Origin of the sequence: Caulobacter sp. (assembly GCF_049283275.1) — a bacterium.
GTDB lineage: Bacteria > Pseudomonadota > Alphaproteobacteria > Caulobacterales > Caulobacteraceae > Caulobacter.
Map to the genome: position 1 here is coordinate 1 of NZ_JBAPVS010000057.1, position 1,798 is coordinate 1,798.

Genomic DNA, 1,798 nt, shown 5'->3' on the forward strand with positions numbered 1-1,798 from the left:
TGACGTTCTCTGTGCCGGCCTCAACCAGGATGGCCTCGACCACGCCTTCATCGACGGCTTCGACTTCCATCGTCGCCTTGTCGGTCTCGATCTCGGCGATCACGTCGCCGGCCTTGACGGTGTCGCCGACCTTGACGTGCCACTTGGCGAGGGTCCCCTCCTCCATGGTGGGCGACAGGGCGGGCATCAGGATGTCGATCGACATTGAGCTTCTTCCTCAAGCGTTCGGGACGGCTTCGACCAAAGTGGTCGGCGTCCATTTGGCCTTGCGACGGGCAAGGCGTTGTTCGTCCGTTTCGTCGTGATAGTCCAGCCGTTCAGGCTCGCGATCGGCGAAACCCGGCAGGTCGGTCCCCACGACGTTGAGGGTGGCGTAGGCCTGGCCCTCGTCCTCGATCATCGCCGCCACGTAGACGGCGCATTCCCGGCAGATCAGGAAATCCACCGCCCGCCGCCCGAACCGGTAGCGCATCAGCGATCCCGGCGCGGCGGTGATGTGCAGGCGGCTGCCTGGATCGCTGGTCGTCCGCGCGCCCTGCCGACGGCAGAACGAGCACTGGCAGGCCCGCAAGGCCAACTCGGCCACCGGCTTGCCGGGATCGAGCTGCACATGCACCGCGCCGCAATGGCAGAAGCCGTTGAGGGTCTGGGTCATGAGAAGCTCCCTGCCCGCTCACACAGGCCAGGGCCCAGGCGAGCGGGTCGGGCGATCACCGGTAGCAGACCGTCTTGGCCGCCTTGACGATCTTGGGGACCGACGGCAGCGACAGGGCTTCCAGGTTCGCCGCGTAGGGCAACGGCACGTCTTCCTGGTGCACCCGCAGCGGCGGGGCGTCTAGGTAGTCGAAGCCGAACTCGGTGATCCGGGCGACGATCTCGGCGCCGACGCCCATTGGGCCCCAGCCTTCCTCGACGGTCACCAGACGATTGGTCCGCTTGACGCTTTCCAGGATGGTGGCGTGGTCCATCGGACGGATCGTGCGCAGGTCGACGACCTCGGCCTCGATGCCTTCCTTGGCCAGCTCTTCAGCGGCTTGGAGGGCGAAGCCCACCATCCGCGAATAGGTGGCGATGGTGACGCTGGGACCGGTGTGGCCTTCGGCGACGAAGCGACGGACCTTGGCCTTGCCGATCGGCACGATCCAGTCCTCGACGTCGGGGATGTCGAACTCGTGGCCGTACATCATCTCGTGTTCGAGGAAGACGATCGGGTTCGGGTCACGGATAGCGGCCTTCATCAGGCCCTTGGCGTCAGCCGCGTCGTACGGCGCGACGACCTTCAGGCCGGGGACGTTGCCGTACCAGGCCGCGTAGTCCTGGCTGTGTTGGGCGCCGACCCGCGAGGCCGCGCCGTTAGGGCCGCGGAACACGATCGACGACTTGATCTGACCGCCCGACATGTAGAGCGTCTTGGCCGCCGAGTTGATGATCTGGTCGATCGCCTGCATGGCGAAGTTCCAGGTCATGAACTCGACGATCGGCTTCAGGCCGGCCATGGCCGCGCCGACGCCGAGGCCGGCGAAGCCGTGCTCGGTGATCGGGGTGTCGATGACGCGCTTGTCGCCGAACTCCTGCAGGAGGTCGCGGCTGACCTTGTAGGCGCCTTGGTACTGGGCGACTTCCTCGCCCATCAGGAAGACCTTGTCGTCGCGGCGCATCTCTTCGGCCATGGCGTCGCGCAGGGCGTCGCGGACCGTGATCTTCTTCATCGGCGTGCCGGCCGGGATTTCCGGATCGGCGAAAGTCGAGGCGGCCGAGATCGGGCCACCAGTCGCCGGAGCAGCAGCGATGGGAGCCG

The 1,798-nt window shown here is 66.6% G+C and carries 2 protein-coding genes and 1 pseudogene; all 3 read right to left on the reverse strand.

Going from position 1 to position 1,798, the window contains the following annotated elements; translation table 11 throughout:
* The coding region (locus tag WAL33_RS02845) for a biotin/lipoyl-containing protein (RefSeq protein ID WP_422178283.1) at positions 1 to 205 on the reverse strand (205 nt) is incomplete at its 3' end.
* Between the two features lie 12 nt (positions 206 to 217).
* Positions 218 to 301, reverse strand: a pseudogene (locus WAL33_RS02850) (aldehyde-activating protein); the annotation flags it as partial.
* Between the two features lie 409 nt (positions 302 to 710).
* Positions 711 to 1,798, reverse strand: a 1,088-nt coding sequence (locus WAL33_RS02855) for a pyruvate dehydrogenase complex E1 component subunit beta (RefSeq protein WP_422178285.1), incomplete at its 5' end; no start/stop codon positions are given.